Annotated in this window: 5 protein-coding genes; all 5 read left to right on the top strand. The window is 73.8% G+C overall.

All coding sequences use genetic code 11. The features are described 5' to 3' along the window. Positions 1–277 precede the first annotated feature (277 nt). Complete coding sequence (locus ACW9TB_RS07360) at positions 278–5,392, top strand: amino acid adenylation domain-containing protein (RefSeq protein ID WP_472747173.1); 5,115 nt, start codon at positions 278–280, stop codon at positions 5,390–5,392. 509 nt (positions 5,393–5,901) lie between these two features. After that, a complete protein-coding gene (locus ACW9TB_RS07365; RefSeq protein WP_472747174.1) occupies positions 5,902–11,478 on the top strand; it encodes a type I polyketide synthase in 5,577 nt (1,858 codons plus the stop codon). After that, complete coding sequence (locus ACW9TB_RS07370) at positions 11,475–11,684, top strand: MbtH family protein (RefSeq protein ID WP_472747175.1); 210 nt, start codon at positions 11,475–11,477, stop codon at positions 11,682–11,684. The genes ACW9TB_RS07365 and ACW9TB_RS07370 overlap by 4 nt, the downstream gene beginning before the upstream one ends. Beyond that, positions 11,681–14,914, top strand: coding sequence for a non-ribosomal peptide synthetase (locus ACW9TB_RS07375; RefSeq protein WP_472747176.1), 3,234 nt, complete (start codon positions 11,681–11,683; stop codon positions 14,912–14,914). Before ACW9TB_RS07370 ends, ACW9TB_RS07375 begins: the two co-directional genes overlap by 4 nt. Beyond that, positions 14,907–22,220, top strand: a complete 7,314-nt coding sequence (locus ACW9TB_RS07380) for an amino acid adenylation domain-containing protein (protein WP_472747177.1) — start codon at positions 14,907–14,909, stop codon at positions 22,218–22,220. The genes ACW9TB_RS07375 and ACW9TB_RS07380 overlap by 8 nt, the downstream gene beginning before the upstream one ends. Positions 22,221–22,230: the final 10 nt, after the last annotated feature.

Raw genomic sequence — 22,230 nt, forward strand, 5'->3', positions numbered from 1 at the left:
GGTAGCCTCCGGCCACATTTGGTGTCCACAGAGTGAGACGCTTCACGACGCACGGAAGTGGTAGGTCACCTTCCGTTCACCCCGATCGCCGTGAGCTGCGGCGATCCCGGAGCGTCAGGACGCTCGATGATCTTCCCGCGCGGCCGAAACCGGCATTCCGACACACGTTTAACTTTCAATCCTTGACTGCCGATGACACAAATAATAGGAATGATCTGGCTTATCGCTTGTGAATACTTGACAGGGCATAAACCCTGTTTGGGGCTATGGGGGGTGAATGCTCGAAGCGATGCGGGGGGACTCGTCGTCCGCCTCGTTGCACGGTCCGTCGCTCACTCCACCGGCGCCGCCGACGGCCCCCACACCCACCGGCTGGACGGCCGGGCCATCCCATGTCGCCCCGGACACGCTGCTGTGCGATCTCGTCGCCGCCCAGGCGGCGCGGACGCCCTCCGCCCCGGCGATCCGCCAGTGGGACACCGGCCTCACCTACCGCGAGCTGATCGGCGCCGCCACCGCGCTCGCGCTGCGACTACGCGCTCTCGGAGTGGGTCCCGAGGACCGGGTCGGGCTCTGTGTCAGGCGCACTCCGCTGATGACCGTCGCCGCCCTCGGCATCATGCTGGCGGGCGGCGCGTACGTCCCCCTCGACCCGGCGCATCCGCGCCGGAGACTCGACGAGGTGCTCGACGACGCGGGCGTCACGGTCGTCGTGGCCGACGGCCAGGGCCGCATGCTGCTGGACGGATGCGGGCGTCCCCTGGTCGAGCCGGAAACGAGTTCCGCGACCGCGACCGTGTCCGAAATTACCTCCGGGACCCCCACCGGGCCCCTGGCCGTAACTCCGGACGGGACCGAAACCAAAAACGACGGCGGCCGGGCGCTGCCGGGGAACGCCGCCTACGTCCTGTACACGTCCGGATCGACCGGGCGGCCCAAGGGCGTGGTGGTGAGCCACGCGTCCGCGGCCGCGTTCGCCTCGGCCGCGGCGGCCCACTTCGGCCTGGACGGCACCTGCCGGTCGATCGCGTTCTCCGCGCTCGGGTTCGACGTCTCGGTGCTCGACATGCTCGCGCCGCTCACCGTGGGCGGCTGCGTGCAGCTGGTTCCCGACGAGGACAGGACCGACCCGGCCCGCCTGCAGCGGTTCCTGGAGGCGCACGACGTCACCTGGGGGTTCGTCCCGCCCGCCCTGCTGCCGCTGGTCGACCCGGCCCGGCTGCCGCACCTGCGCGACCTGGTCACGGCCGGGGAGCCGCCGGGCCCCGAGCAGGTGGCCCGCTGGTCGGCGCACACCCGCTTCCACAACTGGTACGGCCCCACGGAGACCACCGTCTGCGTGGTCGGCACCGAGCTGTCGGGGACCTGGGAGCGGTCGCTGCCGATCGGGTACCCCCTGCACGGCTGCCGGGCGCACGTCCTGGACGAGGACATGCGCGAGTGTCCCGTCGGCGTCCCCGGCGAGCTGTACATCGGCGGCCCCCAGGTGAGCCGCGGCTACCTGGGCCTGCCCGGCATGACGGCCGAGAGGTTCGTCCCCGACCCCTTCGACGCCGTACCCGGGGCCCGGCTCTACCGCACCGGCGACCACGTCGCCTGGCAGGAGGACGGCCGGATCGCCTTCATGGGACGGCTGGACCGGCAGGTGAAGATCCAGGGGCAGCGGGTCGAGATCGGCGAGGTCGAGTCGGTGGTGCGGTCCCACCCCGGGGTGACGCAGGCGGTGGTCGACGCCCCCGGCGAGCTGGTCGCCTACGTCGCGCCGCTGGACGCGCCGGGGCTGGCGGCCCTGCGGGTGCACTGCGCGGGACGGCTGCCGGTCTACATGCTGCCCACCCGCGTGGTACGCGTCCCCGCCCTGCCGCTGAACACCTCCGGCAAGGTCGACCTCGCCGCCCTGCGCGGCCTCGCCGGGAACGCCTCCGGAGACGCCTCCGGGGCCTCGGGGCTGGCGGGGATCTGGGCGCGGGTGCTCGACGCCCCCCTCCCGGGCCCCGACGACGACTTCTTCGAGCGCGGCGGGCACTCGCTGCGGGCGATGCGCCTGGTGTCGGCCGTCCGGGCGGAGCTGGGCCGGGACATCTCGGTCGAGGACGTCTACGCGGCCCGCACCTACGGCGCCCTCTCCTCCGGCGTCGAGGCCGCCCCCCTCCGGGACACCGCGCCCTCGGAGGGCGTACCGCCCGGTGAGCCCCCGGCGCTGTCGCCCGCGCAGCGGCGCATGTGGTTCGTGGAGCGGCTCGCCCCCGACACCCCCGCGCACAACATCGCGATGGCCGAGCGCGTACGCGGCCCGCTGGACCACGGCGCGCTGCGGAACGCCCTGGAGTCCGTGGTGGCCCGGCACGAGACGCTGCGCTGGCGGATCACCTCCCGCGACGGCGTGCCCCACGTGTCGGTCGTGCCGCCCGGCGAGGTGCCGCTCCCGCTCGACGACCTCTCCGCGCTTCCCGATCCCGGGGCCGCGCTGGCGAGGGCGCTGGAGACGGAGGCGCGGACGCGGTTCGACCTGGCGCGCGACCCGCTGGTGCGGGCCAGGCTGATCCGGCTGGCCGAGGACGACCACGTACTCGCGGTGACGGCGCACCACATCGTCTTCGACGGCTGGTCCCAGGACGTCTTCCACCGGGACCTGAGCGCCGCCTACCGGGGTGACCCGCCGGGCCCGGCGGGCGCGTCGTTCGCCGACTACGCGCGCTGGTCGAGGGAGCGTTCCGACGGCGACGGGGTCGACTGGTGGCGCGAGCACCTCAGGGACGCCCCCATGGTGCTCGACCTGCCCAGGGACACCCCCCGCCCACCTGTGCAAACTTTTTTTGGAGCGCTCCGAACAGCCGAGATTGACGCCGAGACCGGAGACTATGTCAGGAGGCTCGCGGTCCGGCTGGGGGTCACCCCGTACCCGGTGCTGCTGGCCGCGTTCGCGCAGCTGCTCTCCAGGCTGTCCGGGCAGCGGGACCTGCTCGTCGGCACCCCGTACGCCGACCGGGGGCACGTCGCGTTCGAGTCGCTGATCGGCATGTGCGTGCGGATGCTGCCGCTGCGGCTGCGCCAGGACCCCGAGATCTCGTTCGAGGAGCACGTGGCCCGCTGCCGCGACGAGCTCGCCGAGGTCGTCTCCCACGGCGACGTGCCGCTGGAGCGCGTCGTGGAGGCGCTGCGCGTCCCGCGTGACCTGGGGCGCAACCCGGTGACGCAGGTGCTGTTCAACATGTACAACTTCGCGGAGCCCAAGCTGGACCTGCCGGGGTGCGTGACCGAGCCGCTGCCCGCCGGGCTGCCGGGCGCGCTGTTCGACCTGACGATGTACGTCAGCGAGCGCGGCGACGGTTACGCCCTGCAGCTCGTCTACAACCCCGACCTGTTCTCCGCCGCCAGGATGGACGCCCTGCTGGCCGGTTACGCGCACCTGCTGGGCGACCTGCTCGCCGACCCGGCGGGGGCGGCGCGCGCGGCCCGGCTCGCCCCGCAGGAGCCACCCGCCGCGCTGCCGGTCTGGGACGGTCCCGGGCCGCTGGACACCCTGCACGGCGACGTCGTGGTGGAGGGGGCGGGGCGGGTCCTCGGGTACACGGAGCTCACCGCGCTGCGCCACCGTACGACCTCGGCGCTGCGCGCGGCCGGGGTGGAGCCGGGCCAGGCGGTCGCGGTGCTCGGCGCGCGGGTCCCCGAGCTTCCCGGCCTGCTGCTGGGGGTGCTCGCGACCGGGGCCCGCTGGGTGATCCTCGACCCGGCGCACCCGGAGCCGGTGCTGGCCCGCCAGGCCGCCGCCGCCGGGGCCGTGGCGGCGCTGCGCTGTCCGGGCGCGCCCTCCCTGGCGGGCCTCCCGGAGATCACGCTCCCGGAGAGCGTGCTCTTGGAGACCGCGCTCTCAGAGAGTGTGCTCTTGGAGAGCTCGCCGTCCGAGGGCGCGTTTTCCGGGACGGTGCCGTCCAGGACTGTGCTTTCCGAGAGCGCGCTTTCCGGGAGCGGGCCGTCCCTGACCGGGACGCCGTGGGAGCCGTGGGAGCCGCATCCCGAACGGGGCTACCTGTCGCTCACCTCGGGCACCACCGGCGACCCCAAGCCGGTGGTGACCGGCGAGGGACCGCTCGCGCACTTCGTCGCCTGGTACGCGGCGACCTTCGCGGTGACCCCGGCCGACCGCTTCGCCCTGCTGTCGGGCCTGGCGCACGACCCCGCGCTGCGCGACGTGTTCGTGCCGCTCGCCACCGGCGCCCGGCTGTGCCTGCCGGAGCGGGAACTGCTCCGCGACCCCGTCCGGCTGGTCGCGTGGCTGCGCGAGCACCGCGTCACCGTACTGCACCTGACCCCGCAGCTGGCCAGGATGCTCTGCGGGACCGGCGCGGTGCTGCCCGGGGTCCGGCTGGTGGCGACCGGCGGCGACCGGCTCACCCACGCCGACGCCGCGCGGCTGCGCCGCCTGGTCCCGGCCGCCCGCCTGGTGGCCTTCTACGGCACCACCGAGACCCCGCAGGCCCACGCCTGGCACGAGATCCCCGCCGGGGTGCGCGAGAGCGCCGAACCCGTCCCCGCGGGGCGCGGCGTCGAGGGCAGCGAGCTGGTCGTGGTCGGCGGGCACGGCGGCCGGGCCGGGGTGGGCGAGCTGGGCGAGGTGGTCGTGCGCAGCGCCAATCTGGCGACCGGCTATCTCGACGCCGGGCTCACCCGGCTCCGCTTCACCGGGGACGCCTTCGCCACCGGCGACCTCGGCCGCCTCAACCCCGACGGGACGGTGACGATCGCCGGGCGGCGCGACGACCAGGTGAAGATCCGCGGTTTCCGGGTGGAGCTGGGCGAGGTGGAGGCGGCGCTGTCCGCCCACCCCGAGGTCCGCGCCGCCGCCGCGGTGGCCGACCGGGACGAGCGGCGCGAGACGGTGTTGCACGCCTACGCGGTGCCCCGCAGGCCGGGGCTGGCCGCGCCCCGGCTGCTCGACCACCTGCGCGCGGTGCTGCCCGAGCACGCGGTGCCCGCCGAGGTGATCGTGGTTCCCACGCTGCCGCTCACCCCCAACGGCAAGGTCGACCGCGCCGCGCTGCGCCGCCCCGTGTCCCGGCCGGGAGGCGAGGCGGGCGGGGAGGTGTCCGGCCCGACCGAGCGGGCCGTGGCCGAGGTGTGGCGGGCCGTGCTCGGCGTGCCCCGGGTGGGCGCGGCCGACAACTTCTTCGAGATCGGCGGCCACTCGCTGGCGATCGCCGCCGTCCAGGCCCGTCTGGGCTCGGCCCTCAGCCGGGAGATCCCGATCGTGGACCTGTTCCGGCACCCGACCATCCGTGCCCTGGCCGCGCACCTCGACGGTGGAGGCCCCACTCCCGGCCTCGACCGCGCCGCACGGCGACTCGCCGTACGGCGAGACCGACTCAAGGACCGCTCAAGGAAGCCGAGCTGACAACCGCACAATCACCCGCACCCGAATCCATCTCCGAATCCGCATCCGCCCCCTCGCCCGAGACCGGAACCGGCCCCGCAGCCGAGTCCGAGCCGGACCCCGAACCAGCAACCACACCCGAGAGCGGACCCGACCCCCCAGCCGAGTCCGAGCCCAAAACCGCCCCCGCACCCGAGACCGGAATCGGCCCCGCAGCCGAATTCGAGCCGGACCCCGAACCCGAGACCGGACCTGGCCCCGCAGCCGAATCCGAGCCGGGTTTCGCACCCGACCGCGCATCCGAACCGACGTCCCTCCCAGCCCCGGCCCTCGCGACCGGACCGAGCCCCGTCCACCCCCTCGCGCCCGAGATCGAACCGGCGACCGCACGACCTTCCGGAGCGCGAACCCGGCCGGTGCCCCATCCGACGACCGAGCCGGTGATCGGGTCGCCACCCGCGCGACCTTCCGTACCGGAAACCGAGCTGACATCCGTCCACCCCCCCGCATCGGCGCCGACCGCGCCAGGCATGGAAGAAAGGGACCTCCGCATGGCCGAGGAGCCCACCGTAGAACCCATAGCGATCATCGGCCTGTCGTGCCGGGTGCCGGGCGCCGGGGACGCCGGGCAGTTCTGGCGCAACCTCGCCGACGGGGTCGAGTCGCTGACGCACTTCACCCGCGAGGAGCAGCGGGCGCTCGGCGTGCCCGACCACATCCTCGACGACCCGGACTTCGTACCGGCCGCGATGATGCTCGACGACCACCAGGGGTTCGACGCCGCGTTCTTCGGCATGTCGATCAGGGAGGCGGAGATCCGGGACCCGCAGCACCGGCTCTTCCTCGAACTGTCGCACACGGCCCTCGAGGACGCGGGCTACGACCCGTTCAGGTATCCGGGCGAGATCGGCGTCTACGCCGGTTCCGGCTCGGACTTCTACCAGTGGATCAACATCAGGAGCAACGCGCAGGCCCACGCGAACGCGGGCTGGCTCGCCGTCATGGTCGGCAACCACGTCGACTACTGCGCCACGCTGTCGTCGTACAAGCTGGACCTGCGCGGTCCGAGCTACACCCTGCACACCGCGTGCTCGACCTCGCTGGTCGCGATCCACGTCGCCGCCGAGGCCCTGCGCAACGGCGAGTGCGACATGGCCCTGGCGGGCAGCGCGATGCTCGACCTGCCGCAGGGCCAGGGGTACGTGTACGACGAGGACGGCATCGTCTCCCCCGACGGCCACTGCCGGGCCTTCGACGCCAAGGCGGCCGGGACGATCTGGGGCAGCGGCGGCGGCGTGATCGTGCTGAAGCGGCTGTCGGAGGCGATCGAGGACGGCGACAACGTCCGGGCGGTCATCCTGGGCAACGCGATCAACAACGACGGCGCGAGCAAGGTCGGCTTCTCCGCGCCCAGCATGGACGGCCAGGCCGCGGTGATCGCCCAGGCTCTCGGGGTGGGCGGGGTCGACCCGCGCACGATCACCTACGTCGAGGCGCACGGCACGGGCACCGCGCTGGGCGACCCGATCGAGGTCGCGGCGCTGAGCAGCGTGTTCCTCCAGGACACCGACGACACCCAGTGGTGCGGCATCGGGTCGGTGAAGAGCAACATCGGTCACCTGGGCCAGTCGGCGGGCATCGCGAGCATCATCAAGGCGGTCCTGGCCCTGGAGAACGGGCTGATCCCGCCCACGCTGCACTACGAGAGCCCCAACCCGAAGATCGACTTCACCCGGAGCCCGTTCTACGTGACGGGGACGCCGACCAAGTGGGAGCGCAACGGCTTCCCCCGGCGGGCGGGCGTCAGCTCGTTCGGCATCGGCGGCACCAACGCGCACATCGTGCTGGAGGAGGCTCCGGTACCGTCCCGCGAGGAGCGCGAGAGGCGCGAGGGGCGCGAGCCCCGCCCGGCGCACCTGCTGCGGCTGTCGGGCAGGACCGACGGCGCGCTCGCAGCCGCCGCCGGGCGCCTGGCCGCGCACCTGGAGGCCCACCCCGACGCCGAGCTGGCCGACGTCGCCCACACCCTGCGGGTGGGGCGCAGGGAGCTGTCGCGCAGGAGCGCGGTGGTGGCCTCCGACGTCACCGGCGCGATCGCCGCGCTCCGCGACCCCAAGCGGACGATCTCCGGCGCCGCCTCCCGGCGCACCCCGCGCCCGGCGTTCCTGTTCTCCGGGCAGGGCTCGCAGTACGCGGGCATGGGCGCCGAGCTGTACCGCACCGAGGAGGTCTTCAGGGACGCGGTCGACGAATGCGCCGAGATCCTGCGGCCCGTGCTGGGCGAGGACCTGCGTGAGCTGATCTTCGCCACCGGCGAGGAGGCGAACGAGCGGCTGCGGCGGACGGAGCTGACCCAGCCCGCCCTGTTCACCGTGGAGTACGCCCTGGCCGCGCTCTGGCGCTCGCTGGGCGCCGAGCCCGCCGGGATGATCGGCCACAGCATCGGCGAGTACGTCGCGGCGACCGTGGCCGGGGTCTTCAGCCTGCCGGACGCGCTGCGGCTGGTGGCCGCGCGGGGACGTCTGGTGCAGGGCATGCCCGCGGGGGCGATGCTCGCCGTGCAGCTCGCGCCGGACGAGATCGGGCCGCTGCTGCCCGACGACGTGTCGGTGGCGACCGTCAACGGCCCCGGGACGTGCGTGGTGGCCGGTCCCCCGGCCTCGATCGCCGAGCTGTCGGCCATGCTGGAGGAGGAGGGCATCGGCAGGATGGAGCTGCGTACCTCGCACGCGTTCCACTCCTCGATGATGGACCCGATCCTGGGCGAGTTCCGCGCGCTGGTCGCCGGTGTCGAGCGGTCGGCGCCGAACCTGCCGTTCCTGTCGAACGTGACCGGCACCTGGATCACCGCGGACGAGGCGACGGACCCGTCGTACTGGGCCCGGCACATGCGTGAGCCGGTGCTGTTCGGCGACTGCGTGGCGGCCCTGCTCGCCGAGGGCGACTGGATCATGATCGAGTGCGGCCCCGGCAAGCAGCTCGCCGGGCTGGCCAGGGCGCAGACCCCGCCGGGCGCGGTCGCGCCGCTGCCCTCCCTGCCCGGCCCCAAGGACACCGGGGGCGACGTGGCCGTGCTGTCGGCCGCGTACGGCACCCTGTGGGTGAACGGCGTCGCGCTGGAGGCGTTCGGCGAGGAGGGGCACCGGGTCTCGCTGCCGACCTACCCGTGGGAGCGCCAGCGGGCCTGGATCGACCCCGACCCGCGGGGGGCGTTCGTCGGCGGCGTGGCCAACCCCGCGCCGGTCGAGGACGACCTGCCGCTGGACCGCTGGTTCAGCGTGCCGGTGTGGCGGCAGGTCCCGCCGGGACCGGCGCCGCTGTCGCCGGTCACCCGGGCCCTGGTGTTCGCCGACGACGGCTCGGCCGGGCTGGTGGACGCGCTGCGCGCGACGGGGGCCGAGGTGATCGAGGTACGGCCCGGCGACGGGTTCTCCTCACAGAGCCCGGGGAGCCCGGACGGCGTCTACACCGTTCGTCCCTCCGAGCGCGCCGACTACGACGCGCTGCTGTCGGCCGTGGGCGAGGTGCCGGGGCGGGTGGTCCACGCGTGGACCGTCGGCGCCGAGCCCGCCGCCGGGACCGAGGGGACCTGGAAGGCCCAGGACCGGGGCTTCTTCAGCGTGCTGGCCCTGGTGCAGGCGCTGACCTCGGCGCAGCCCGCCGACGGGGTGGAGCTGACCCTGTTCACCTCCGGGGCCCAGGACGTCACCGGCGGCGACCTGCTCCGCCCGGAGCACGCGACCCTCGCCGGGTTCCCCCGGGTGGTGCCGCTGGAGACCCCGTGGCTGCGGGTGCGCCACGTCGACGTCGAGGGGCGCAACTGGATCAGGCACGCCGCCGCGGAGCTGGGCAGGAGGCCGGAGCCGGACGAGGCGGGGCTGCTGCCCACCGTGAGCATCCGGGGCGGCCGCCGCTGGCTGCAGCACTACGAGCAACTGGAGGTGCCCCCGGCCTCCGCGGAGACGACCGGGACGGCCGGGGCGATCGGGGCGGGTCCCCGCGACGGGCAGGTCTACCTGATCACCGGCGGCCTGGGCGGCATCGGCATCTCGCTCGCCGAGGACCTCGCCGCGCGGGCCCGGGTGCGGCTGGTCCTGCTGTCCAGGGCCGGGCTGCCGGACCGGGCGGAGTGGGACGCGCACGAGACCGGCCGCGCGGGCCGGGCGATCGCCGCGATCCGCAGGATGGAGGAGGCCGGGGCCGAGGTCCTGGTGCTCGCCGCCGACGTCACCTCCCCCGCCGACATGCGCCGGGTGCGGGAGGAGACGATCGCCGGGTTCGGCCGGGTGGACGTGATCGTGCACGCCGCCGGACTGCCCGGCGGCGGCATGGCCGAGATCAAGGAGCGGGCCGCCGCCGAGGAGGTGCTGGCGCCCAAGGTGGTCGGCACGCTCGCGCTGCGCGAGTCCTTCGGCGACCTCGACCTGGAGGCCGTCGTGCTCTGCTCGTCGATCACCGCGGTCGCGGGCGGCTTCGGCCAGGTCGACTACTGCGCGGCCAACAACTTCCTCGACGCGCACGCCAGGGGCGAGCACGGCTGGGGAGCGGCCACGGTCGTCTCCGCCAACTGGGGCAAGTGGCTTGAGGTCGGCATGGCGGCGGAGGTCGCCGCGCCCGCCGGGTTCGTGGCGCTGCAGCGCGGCGACCGGATCAGGGCCGTCGACCACCCCGTGCTGTCGGCCTGGCACGAGGCCGACGGCGAGGGGCTCGGCTGGGCCGGGGGCAGCCTCTCCCCCGACACCCACTGGGCGCTCGACGGGCACCGCATCTCCGGGGTGCCGGTGTTCCCGGGTACCGGCCACCTGGAGCTGGCCCGCTGCGCGAGCGAGGCGGTGCTTCCCGGCCCCGGCGCCGTCGAACTGCGCGACGTGGTGTTCGTCGAGCCGCTGTCGGTGGCCGACGGCGCCTCCGCTGAGGTACGGGTGACGTTCAGCACCGAGGCGGACGGCGCGGACTTCCAGGTGCGCAGTCTCATCGGCGGCGAGCAGCGCACCCACGCGCGCGGCACCGCGGCCAAGGTCGACCCCGGGCCCGCCGGGCAGGCCGACGTGGCGGCGATCATCGAGCGCTGCACCCCGGCGACCGACGAGCAGGGCGGCGTGCCGCTGTCCGGGCTGCTGACGCTCGGCCCGCACTGGGGGCACATGAGCAAGTGGTACATCGGCCAGAACGAGGCCCTGGGGCTGTTCGAGCTGCCCGGGGAGCTGTCGGAGGACCTGGGCGGCTGGGGCCTGCACCCGGCACTGCTCGACAGCGCCACCTCCTTCACCTGGGTCGACGTCGTCGGCCACTACCTGCCGCTCGGCTACGGCCGCATCACCGTCAGGGACCGGCTGCCCGGCAGGTTCTGGAGCCACATGCGCTTCCGCGACAGCGGCACCGACGAGGTGCTGGCGGTCGACGTGACGCTCATCGACTCCGACGGTGTGATCGTCACCGAGATCTCCGACTACGTGCTGCGCCGCATCAACACCGACGCCGTGGTGGCCGGGGTGACGGCCGACGCCGGAGCCCAGCGGGCCGCCACGGTCGCCGTCCCCGACCAGGGCGGCCAGGTCGCGACGACCGCCGGAGGCCCCGACGCGGTCGGCATCCGCCCCGCCGAGGGCGCCGAGGCGTTCCACCGGCTGCTGGCCACCCCCCTCGGCGCGCAGGTGGTGATCGCCGCGACCCCGGTCGCCGCCTACCTGGCCGGTGTCGGGTCGGTCACCCAGGAGACGGTCGAGACGGAGCTGGACCCGGCCGCCGTGTCGGACCGTCCCCGTCCCGGCGGCGCGGCGGCCGACGACTACGTGGCGCCGCGCGGCGACGTCGAGACCGCCATCGCCCGGCTGTGGAGCGAGGTGCTCGGCGGCGAGCGCATCGGCGTCGACGACGACTTCTTCGAGCTCGGCGGCAACTCGCTGATCGCCGTACAGCTCATCGCCCTCATCCGCAAGGAGCTGGGCGTCCGGCTGCCGATGCGCAGCCTCTTCGAGGAGCCCACGGTGGCCGGGGTCACCTCGCTGATCGAGCAGGCACGCGCCACCGCGCCGGCGACGGAGACCGCCCCGGCCGCGAACCAGACCATGATCCCCCGCCTTCCCCGCAGGAGTGAGCAGCAGTGAGCGAACCCGTCCCCGATACCAAGGTCGTCCTCAACGACGAGGAGCAGTACTCCATCTGGCCCTCGGGCCGCGACAACCCGGACGGCTGGCACGACGCCGGTTTCACCGGCACCAAGGACGAGTGCCTGGCCCACATCGAGCAGGTCTGGACCGACATGCGTCCGCGCAGCCTGCGCGAGGCGATGAAAGCGGGAGACGCGGGATGACCGACCAGGTGGTGGACATCTTCCCGTCCTCCTCCGGGCAGGAGCGGATGTGGTTCCTCGCCCGCTTCGAGCCCGAGCTCGCCGTCTACAACATCGGCATGCTCATGCCGATGAGCGCCCGCCAGCCGGTCGATCCGCGCCGGCTGGAGGCCGCCGCCGCCCACGTGGTACGCCGCCACGAGGTGCTGCGCACCGTCTTCGAGTTCAGGGACGGCCAGGTGGTGCAGATCGTGAGCGGCGCCGTCCCCCCGGTGCGGGTCACCGAGACCGACCTCACCCACCTGCCCGCCGACCTGCGCGAGGCCGAGCTCGCCCGGCTGGCCAAGTCGGACTCGGTCACGCCGTTCGTCCTGGACCAGGCGCCGCTGTGGCGGCTGCGGCAGGTGCGGATGGCCGACGACGACCTGCGGCTGATCTGCGTGTTCGACCACACCCTGTTCGACGGCGTCTCCAGCCACATCTTCGTCAACGAGCTGGAGGAGTGCTACGACGCCATCGGCGAGGGGCGCGAGCCCAAGCTGGCGGAGCTGCCCATCCAGTTCGCCGACTTCGCCGTCTGGCAGCGGGGCCGGCTGACCGGGGAGTTCGTCGACGAGGAGCTGGCGCACTGGCGGGAGCGGCTGGCCGGTATCCCGGCCGACCTCGCCCTGCCCGCCGACCGGCCGCGCCCGCGCAGCCGGTCCTACCGGGGTGAGATGCAGCTGGGCGCGTTCTCCCCGGAGGTGTCGGCCGGGATAGGGCGCCTGGCCAAGGACCTGAACTCGACGCTGTTCACGGTCATGCTCACCGCGTTCGCGACCGTGCTGGCCCGCTGGTCGGGTCAGTACGACGTCGTGGTGGGCACCCCCATCGCGGGGCGGCTGCTGCCGGAGACCGAACCCGTCATCGGCATGTTCGTCAACGCCGTGGCGCTGCGCGCCGACCTGACCGGCGACCCGACGTTCGCCGAGGCGGCGGGCCGGGTGCGCACCACGGTCGCCGAGGCGCTGGACCACCAGGAGCTGCCGTTCGAGCGGCTGGTGGAGGCGCTCCAGCCGACCAGGGACCTGAGCGTGCCGCCGATCTACCAGGTGATGTTCAACCTGGCCGGCGACACCAACGAGGGCCAGATCGCCAACGGCACCGCCAAGGTGGACCTGCAGCTGGACCTCAACATGCGCGGGGGGCGGCTGCACACCCGACTGGAGTACAGCACCGACCTGTTCGACCGGTCCACGATCGAGCGGTTCGGCGCCTGCCTGGAGACGCTGGTCGGGGCCGCGGTCGCCGCCCCGGGGACGCCGATCTCCCGGCTGCCGCTGCTGACTCCCGCGGAACGCGACCGCGTCATCGCGCTCGGCGCCGGTGAGGACCCCGGGCGCGCGATGAGCGCCCTGGAAAGGGCAGCAGGCGGTGACGGTACGACGCTGACCTCGCTCATCGAGGCCCAGGTGGCCAGAACCCCGGACGCCCCGGCCGTGGTCACCGGTGACGTCACGCTGACGTACGCGGAGCTGGACGAGCGCGCCACCCGGCTCGCCCGCTGGCTGCGCGGGATCGGGGTCAGGCGGGGCAGCCCGGTGGCGGTGTGCGCCGAGCGGTCGGCCGAGCTGGTCGTCGGCCTGCTCGCGGTGCTCAAGGCGGGCGGGGCGTACGTCCCCCTCGACCCGGAGTACCCGCCGTCGCGGCTGGCGTTCATGCTGGCCGACAGCGGGGCCCGGGTGATGCTGACCCAGCGCCACCTGCGCGACCTGCTTCCCGAGGGCGCCGTCAAACCGGTGCTGCTGGACGCGCCGGACTCCTGGGGACCGCAGCCCCCGGGAACAGAGCTTCCGGTAACCGGTCCCGGTGACGCCGCGTACGTGATCTACACGTCGGGTTCGACGGGGCGTCCCAAGGGTGTCGTCAACACCCACGGAGGCATCGTCAACCGGCTCGCCTGGATGCAGGACCGGTTCGGCCTCACCCCGGCCGAGGTGGTCCTGCAGAAGACCCCGACGAGCTTCGACGTGTCGGTCTGGGAGTTCTTCTGGCCGCTGGTCACCGGGGCGTCCCTGGTGCCGGTCCGGCCGGGCGGGCACCGCGACCCCAACCACCAGCGCGACCTGATCAAGGCGCACTCGGTGAGCACCGCGCACTTCGTCCCCTCGATGCTGGCCATGTTCCTGGAGGAGACCGGCATCGAGTCGTGCCACTCGCTGAGGCGGGTGATCTGCAGCGGCGAGGAGCTGCCGCCGCGCCTGGCCGCCCGCTTCTTCGAACGGCTGCCCGGGGTGGAGCTGCACAACCTGTACGGGCCGACGGAGGCGGCGGTCGACGTGACCGCCTGGCGGGTCGAGCCCGAGGGGGTGGGCGAGCTGCACACGCTGCCCATCGGCCCGCCCATGCCGGGTAACCGCCTGCACGTCCTGGACGACCTGCTCCGGCCCGCGCCGGTCGGCGTACCCGGGCACCTGCACATCGGCGGGGTCCAGGTGGCGCGCGGCTACGCGGGACGGCCCGGCCTGACGGCCGAGCGGTTCGTGCCCGACCCGTACGGGCCGCCCGGCGCGCGGCTGTACGCGACCGGCGACCTGGCCAGGGTCCGCGCCGACGGGGACATCGAGTTCCTGGGCCGGATGGACGACCAGGTGAAGGTGCACGGCTGGCGGGTCGAGCTCGGCGAGATCGAGGCCGTGATCGCCGAGCACCCCAGGGTGCGCCGGGCGGTCGTGGCGCTGCGCGACGACGCCCCCGGCGGGCGCGGGCTGGTCGGCTACGTCGACTGGTCGGGAGAGGCCTCGGCGCTCACCGGGGAGCTGCGCAGGACGCTCGCCAAGAAGCTGCCCGCCGCGCTCATCCCGCAGGCGTTCGTCGGGATCGACGACATCCCGCTCGGCCCGAGCGGCAAGCTCGACCGGGGCGCGCTGCCCGCGCCGACCGGCTCGGGCCGCGCCGACCTCGGCACGCCGTACACGGAGCCGCGCACCCCGCTGGAGACCGAGCTGTGCACCCTGTGGAGCGAGCTGCTCGGCCGGGAGCGCATCGGCGTCGAGGACGACTTCTTCCAGCTCGGCGGCCACTCGCTGCTCGCGGTGCTGCTGGTCACCCGCTACCGGGAGACGTACGGCGTGGAGATGCCGCTGCGGCGGTGCTTCGAGATCACCACGGTGACCGAGCACGCCCTCGCCGTGCTGGAGCTACAGCTCGGGGGCGACGACGAGGAGCTGGCGGCGCTGCTCGCGACGCTGGAGGACCCCGCGGATGAGTGACCTGAGGGCGAGGCTGGCGCGGCTCAGCCCGGAACAACGGGCCGCGCTGGAGGAGAGGCTGCGGCGGCAACCGCCGCCTCGGCGGCCGTCGGGCATCCCCCGGCGCGCGGACGGCGGCGGGCCGCCACCCCTGTCGTTCGGCCAGGAACGCCTGTGGTTCCTGCAGCAGCTGGACCCGTCCGACGCCTCGTACAACATGTTCATGGTGCAGCGGCTGCGCGGGCACGTCTCGGTCGAGGCGCTCGGGTACGCGCTCGGCCGCCTGGTGGAGCGGCACGAGACCCTGCGCGCCCGCTTCACCTCGCACGAGGGCAGCCCGGTGCAGGAGATCGAGCCGCCCCGGCCGGTCGAGCCCGACCTGATCGACCTCACCCGGCTGCCCGCCGCCGAACGGGAGGCCCGCGCGACCGAGCTGGTCGCCGACCTCACCAACCGCCCGTTCGACCTGGCGGCCGGGCCGCTGCTGCGGGTCCACCTGATCACCATGTCGGAGACCGACCACGTGCTGTGCGTGGTGCTGCACCACATCGTGGCCGACGGCTGGTCGCTGAAGATCCTGCTGGGCGAGCTCGCCGCCTGCTACGGCGCGCGCCTGGAGGGACGCGAGGCGGACCTGCCCGCCCCCGTGCTGGAGTACGCCGACTACGCGGCCTGGCAGCGCGACCTGCTGAACGAGGAGAGCGTACGCCGCCAGCTCGACTACTGGAGCGGGCAGCTGGCCGGGGCACCCGCGCTGGACGTCCCCGCCGACCGGCCCAGGCCGCCGGTGAAGTCGTCCAACGGCGACTACGCGGCGCGGCGGATCGGGCGGGAGCTGACCGCCCGGCTGGACCGGCTGGCCAGGGACGAGCGGTGCACCCCGTTCATGGTGCTGCTGGCCGCCTTCCAGACGCTGCTCGGCGCCCACTCCGGGCAGGACGACGTGTGCGTGGGGTCGGTGATCGCCGGTCGGGAACGCCCGGAGCTGGAGCAGATCGTCGGGTTCTTCCCCAACACGCTCGCGCTGCGCGGCGACCTGTCGGGCGACCCCGGTTTCCGGGAGCTGCTGGGACGGGTCCGGGCGACGGTGCTCGACGCCTTCGCCCACCAGGACATCCCGTTCGAGCGGCTGCTCAACGAGCTGCGCGTCGAGCGCGACCTGAGCACCACGCCGCTGTTCCAGGCGATGTTCGTGATGCAGGACAAGGAGGCGTCCGAGCTGTTCATGTCCGGCATCGAGACCGACGTGTTCGACCCGGGCGCGCGGCAGGCCAAGTTCGACCTGATGCTCGACGTGACACCCCGCTCGGACTCGCTGTACGTGCTGCTGTCCTACAACGCCGACCTGTTCGAACCGGAGACGGTGGCCAGGATGCTGCGCAGGTACGAGCGCGTCCTGGAGGCCGTGGCCGACGACCCCGACGTCCCGCTGTCCCGCCTGCGGGCCGCGATGCTGCTCCCCGAGGACCGCCTGCCCACGGTCACCGCGTCACTGTCCACCGCTTTGCGTACGGGCGGGGCGGTGGGCGGTCCGGGTACGACGGGTGCGGCTTCGACGGGTACGACGGGTGTGGCTTCGACCGGAACGGCGGGTACGGCGGGGACGGTCCTCCCGGCCGCACCGGTTTCCCCGTCCGTACCGGTTCTCCCGGCCGGGATGATCGAGCTGTTCGAGGAGCGGGTGCGGCTGGCGCCGGACGCGGTGGCGGTCAGCCACGGCGACCGGCGGCTCGGCTACGCCGAGCTGCACGAGCGCGCCGCGAGGCTGGCGGCACGGCTGACCTCGGCGGGGGCCGGTCCCGAGACCGTGGTCGCGGTGTGCGCCCGGCGCGGTCCCGAACTGGTCGTCGCGCTGCTGGCGACGGCCATGGCGGGAGGCGCCTACCTTCCGCTCGACCCCGCCTACCCGGCCGAACGCCTGCGCTGGATGCTGCGCGACAGCGGGGCCGCGCTGCTGCTGTCCCAGGACGGCCTGCCGGAGTGCGACCTGCCGACGATCCCACTCAACGGCGTCGCCGACCCCGTCACCGGAGAGGACCCACCCACCGGATACGGCTCACCGGCCGATGCCCATGGGCCGGACGGGCACGGTGTCCCGGGGGCCGCCGGAGACGGCGAGCACAGCGAGCCCGGCGCGTACGGCGCACGGACGACAGCAGGTGACGGCCGGGTGACGAGGCCCGGCGGGCCGGGGAACCTGGCGTACGTGATCTACACCTCCGGTTCGACCGGCACTCCCAAGGGGGTGCAGGTCGAGCGGCGGGCGCTGGACGCGCGGGTGGCGTGGATGCGCGCCGAGTACGGCATCCGGCCGGACGACCGGGTGCTCCAGTTCGCCTCCGTGGGCTTCGACACGCACGCCGAGGAGATCTACCCGGCGCTCACCTCGGGGGCCGAGCTGGTGCTCGCCCCCGACGAGCCGCTTCCCGACTTCCTGCGTACCTCGCGGGGCGCGTCGCTGACGGTGATGGACCTGCCCACTTCCTACTGGCAGGAGCTGGTCGCCGCCCGGGTCTCCTGGCCGCCCGCGCTGCGCCTGCTGATCCTGGGCGCCGACCCGCTGCCCGGACCGGCGCTCGCCGCCTGGTACGAGGCTCACGGCGAGCGCGTCACGCTGGTCAACAGCTACGGGCCGACCGAGACGACGATCATCGCCACGGCCGGGGAGCTCGACCCCGCCGAGGCGTCCAGGCGGCCCACCGTGGGCCATCCGCTGTCCGCGACCCGCGTCCACGTACTGGACGAGCACGGCGCGCGGGTGCCCGTCGGCGTGCCCGGCGAGCTGTGCGTCGGCGGCGACGGGCTCTCTCGCGGCTACCTGGGGTCGCCCGCCCTGACGGCGGAACGCTTCGTGCCCGACCCGTACGGTCCGGCCGGTTCGCGCCTGTACCGTACCGGCGACCGGGCCAGGTTCCGTTCCGACGGGCGCCTGGAGATCCTCGGCCGCCTCGACCGCCAGGTCAAGATCCGGGGCTACCGCGTGGAGCCCGGCGAGATCGAGGCCCGCCTGCTCGCCCACCCCTGGGTGGGCCAGGCGACCGTGACGGTCAGGGAGGACACCCCCGGTGACCGCCGCCTGGTCGCCTACGTCGTACGCCACGACCGGACCGCCAGTGAGCAGGCGGCCGACGCGCGGGCGGACGACGGCGGCACCGGACGGACGGAAGGTGCCCGCGAGCGGTCCGGGTATCGGCCGGACGCCGGGGAGCTGCGGGAGTTTCTCGCGGCGGAGCTGCCGCCGCACCTGGTACCGAGCGCCGTGGTGGAGATCGGGCACATCCCGCTCACGCCGAGCGGGAAGGTCGACCAGGGCGCGCTGCCCGCCCCCGAACACCGCTCGGACGAGGGATACCTGCCCCCGGAGACCGTCACACAGGAGCTGGTGTGCTCGGTGTGGGCCGAGGTCCTGGGAGTGGAACGGGTGGGGGCACTCGACGACTTCTTCCAGCTCGGCGGCCACTCGCTGCTGGCCACCAGGACGATCGCCAGGCTCTCGGCGGCGACCGGGCTGGACCTGCCGTTGAAACTGGCCTTCAGCCACCCGTCCGTACGGAGGCTGGCGCAGGCGCTGGACGCGCTGGCGGAGGCCGGGCCCGGCACGGGTCCCGAGGTGGGACCCGGACCGGCACGGCGCCCGGAGGGCACGGCGCCACCGCTGTCGTTCGCGCAGGAACGGCTCTGGTTCATGGAGCAGTTCAGTCCCGGGACCGGCGCCTACGTGCTGCCCGCAGCGGCACGGCTGCGCGGACCGCTGGACCTCGCGGCGCTGGACGCGAGGCTGGACGCCGCCGTGACACGGCACGAGAGCCTGCGGATGCGCTTCCCCGCCTCTCCTGACGGACGCCCCGAGGTACGGATCGTCCCGGCCGGGGCCCCGGAGGCGCGGATCGCGATCCGCGTCGTCGAAACGGGCCCACCAACGGGAATCACCGCGTCGGGATCGGCCTCGACGGCCGACTCCGAGACGGTGGCGGAGGTACGGGCGGTTTCGGAGCCGACGGAAACGGCGGCGAAGGCGAAGACACAGGCACCCGTGGGAGCCGACGCGGAGGCGTTAGCGAAGGCGCACTCGGAAGTAGCCAAAGCGAGGACGCACTCGGAAATAGCGGAGGCGCGGCGGATCGTCAGTGCCGACGCGGCACGCCCCTTTGACCTCGGCGACGGCCCGCTGCTCCGGGTGACCCTGGTCAAGCTCTCCCCCGAGGACCACGTGCTGCTGATCGCCGTACACCACATCGTGGCCGACGGCTGGTCCGCGGAGATCCTGCTGAACGAGCTGCTCTCCGGGCACGACGACCGCGACGTTCGTGCTGCTCGTGACGGCCACGGCGTTCGTGACGACCGTCCGGAGCCGCGTGTCGGGTACGGCGACTACGCGCTCTGGCAGCGCGAGCGCCTGGCCGGGCCGCGCCTGGAACGGCACCTGGAGTTCTGGCGGGAGGAGCTGGCCGCGCTGCCCCCGCTCGAACTTCCCCTCGACCGGCCCAGACCGGCCCGGCAGGGGCACCGTGGCGCCTGGCACGACCTGCGGCTGGACGCCGGGCTCACAGGAGCGCTCGGCGAACTGGCGCGAGCAAGCGGCGGGACCCTCTACATGGCGTTGCTCTCCGGGTTCCAGGCCGTGCTCTCCCGCTGGTCGGGGCAGCACGACTTCGCGGTGGGCTCGCCGGTCGCCGGGCGCGACCTGACGGAGTTCGAGGACGTGGTCGGGTTGTTCGTGAACCTGCTACCGCTCCGGGCCCGCCTGGAGGGCGACCCCACGTTCACCGAGCTGCTCGGCCGCACCCGCGACGCCGCCCTGGAGGTCTACTCCCACCAGGAGCTGCCGTTCGAGAAACTGGTCGCCGAGCTGGACCTGGCCAGGGACGCCACCCGCCCGCCCGTGGTGCAGGTGCTCTTCGCCCTGCAGAGCTACCTGGGCGGCACGGTCCCGAGAGGGCGCCCCGTACCGGTAACCGGATCCACGACCGGACCGGGGACCGGTTTCACGACCGAAAAGCACACCGGGTCCGCGACCGAGGAAAGCCCCGAGTTCACGGCCGGGGAACACGCCGGTTTCACGGCCAAGAAGCACACCGGGTCCGCGACCGAGGAGAACCCCGGATTCACAACCGGGGAACACACCAGGTTTACGGCTGGGGAAAGCACCGGGTCCGCGACCGGCCGGGGAGGAAGGCCGGTGGTCGAGCCGTTCGCGCCGGACACCACCTCGACCCGGTTCGACCTGGAGCTGTACGTCTCGGAGACCGGTGACGGCCTCGCGGCGAGGTTCGTCTACAACCGTGACCTGTTCCTGCCGGACACCGTCGAACGGCTCGCCACCTCCTTCGAGACGTTCCTGCGCGCGGCCGTCGCCACTCCGGGGACCCGCGTGGGCGACCTGGAGATGCTCTCCGCCGGGGAACGGGACCTGGTGCTGACCGGCTGGAACGCCACCGAGACCGCGTACCCGCCCGGAGAGACGCTGCACGGTCTCGTCGAGGCGCAGGCCGCGCGGACCCCCGGCGCCCCGGCCGTGGTCTTCGAGGGCGAGACGCTGACCTACGCCGAGCTGAACGACCGCGCCGACCTGCTGGCCGCGCGGCTGCGCGCCACCAAGAACAACGGCGCCGCCTCCGGGGTGAGGGCGGCCGAGGGTACGGAGACGGGCGCGGGCGCCGGGAGGGTGTTCGCCGTACGGGCGGAGCGCTCGCTCGACCTGCCCGTGCGGCTGCTCGCCGTGCTCAAGGCCGGGGCCGCCTACCTGCCCCTCGATCCGGGGCTGCCCGAGCGCCGGGTCGAGGCCATGCTCGCCGACGCCGGGGCCGTGGAACTCACCGTGGCCGGACCCTCCGCCCCGGCGGGCGAGGCTCCCGGGAGTACGCCGCCGATGGCCTCGGAGTTCTCGCGGGAGGACCCGCCGGACTCGCTCGCGTACGTGATCTTCACCTCGGGGTCCACGGGAAGGCCCAAGGGCGTCGGGGTGTCGCACCGGGCGATCGTCAACCGGCTGCGCTGGATGCAGGAGACGTACGGCCTGGACGCGAGTGACGCCGTGCTCCAGAAGACCCCCGCCGGGTTCGACGTGTCGGTGTGGGAGTTCTTCTGGCCGCTGATCACCGGGGCGCGCCTGGTGCTCGCCCGGCCCGACGGCCATCGGGACACCGCCTACCTGCGCGACCTCGTCACCGAGCGGGAAATCACCACGGTCCACTTCGTCCCCTCGATGCTCGCCGCCTTCACCTCGGAGGAGCGGATCGAGGAGTGCCGCTCGCTGCGCCGGGTGATCTGCAGTGGCGAGGAGCTGACGGCGGTGGCCGCGGAGCGGCTGGCCGGGCGGCTGCCCGGGGTGGAGCTGCACAACCTCTACGGGCCGACCGAGGCCGCGGTCGACGTCTCCTGGCACCGCTACACGCCGGGCGAGAAGGTCGTGCCGATCGGCCGCCCGGTGGCCAACACCCGCCTGTACGTACTGGACGAAGCGTCGCGCCCGGTCCCGGTCGGGACTCCGGGAGAGTTGTTCATCGGCGGGGTCCAGCTGGCCCGCGGCTACCTGGGCCGCCCGGCCCTCACCGCCGAACGCTTCGTCCCCGACCCCTACGGCCCACCCGGCTCACGCCTGTACGCCACCGGAGACCGCGCCCGATGGCGACCCGACGGCGAACTCGAATACCTCGGCCGCCTCGACACCCAGACCAAAATCCGCGGCATGCGCGTCGAACCCGGCGAGATCGAGGCCGTACTCGGCGGGCACCCGGACCTGAGCGCGGCGGCGGTCGGCGTGTGGCACGACGGCGCCGGAGCCCGGCTGGTCGGGTACGGGGTGCGGCGCGAGGGGGCGCGGGGCCCTGTGAACACCGTGGACGCCGATCCCCGCGAGTGGCTCAGGGGCGAGCTGCCCGAGCACATGATCCCCACCGCCTGGGTGACGCTGGACGCGCTCCCGCTCACCCCCAACGGAAAGCTCGACCGGGCCGCCCTGCCGCCACCGCCCGGCCGGGGCGACCTTCCCTGGGAGCCGCCGCGCACCGACGCGGAACGCGCCGTCGCCCAGGTGTGGCAGGACGTGCTCGGCCTGGACAAGGTCGGCCGTCACGACGGGTTCTTCGGCGTCGGAGGTGACTCGATCCGCAGTCTCTCGGTGGTGGCCCGGCTGCGCGACCTGGGCTACGGGCTCGACCTGCAGAGACTGTTCACCCACCAGACCGTGGCCGAGCTGGCCTCCGTACTGGACACACCGGATACCGGCCCCTCCGCGACGGCGGAACCGGAGCCGGAGGCCGCGACCGGGGCGTTCGGCATGCTCGGCGCCGCGGATCTGGCCAAGCTCAGAAAGGGCGAGCGATGATCGCGGATCT

The organism is Streptosporangium sp. H13245 (assembly GCF_055690525.1).

What these genes read in the sequence shown, in the direction of transcription:
- ACW9TB_RS07360 (WP_472747173.1), top strand. Translation starts at nt 278, where the DNA reads ATGCTCGAAGCGATGCGGGGGGACTCGTCGTCCGCCTCGTTGCACGGT.
- ACW9TB_RS07365 (WP_472747174.1), top strand. Translation starts at nt 5,902, where the DNA reads ATGGAAGAAAGGGACCTCCGCATGGCCGAGGAGCCCACCGTAGAACCC.
- ACW9TB_RS07375 (WP_472747176.1), top strand. Translation starts at nt 11,681, where the DNA reads ATGACCGACCAGGTGGTGGACATCTTCCCGTCCTCCTCCGGGCAGGAG.
- ACW9TB_RS07380 (WP_472747177.1), top strand. Translation starts at nt 14,907, where the DNA reads ATGAGTGACCTGAGGGCGAGGCTGGCGCGGCTCAGCCCGGAACAACGG.